A 320-nucleotide genomic window follows, 5' to 3' on the forward strand; every position below is an offset into this window, starting at 1 on the left:
GGGTTTCGCTCACGGGTGTGAGGCTACCCGGCCGATCACTTCAGGAAGTCCGGGACGTCCAGGTCCTCGGCCGAACGACGCGGGTTCTCGTCGTACAGCGGCGGCACCTCCACGCGCTCGCCCTGCTCGCGGCCGACGTCCTGCCGGTTGAACGAGCCCTGCACGACGACGGCCGGCTCGTCCAGCGTGCGCGGAACGTCGTCCGAGGTCTCGTCGTCGATCACGCGGGGCAGCGTGGACACGGGCGACGGCTGGTGCGTCGGCGGGACCGACGGCGGCATGCCGTTGACCCCGACCTGCTCGGGCGCGCGGCGGGCCTC

Annotated in this window: 1 pseudogene; it reads right to left on the bottom strand. The window is 72.8% G+C overall.

What is annotated here, in order from left to right:
* Positions 1–35 precede the first annotated feature (35 nt).
* Positions 36–320: pseudogene (locus tag PROKR_RS34780) on the bottom strand (cell division protein FtsZ); the annotation flags it as partial.

It is taken from the genome of Promicromonospora kroppenstedtii DSM 19349, from assembly GCF_000515355.1.
In the GTDB taxonomy this organism is placed as follows: domain Bacteria; phylum Actinomycetota; class Actinomycetes; order Actinomycetales; family Cellulomonadaceae; genus Promicromonospora; species Promicromonospora kroppenstedtii.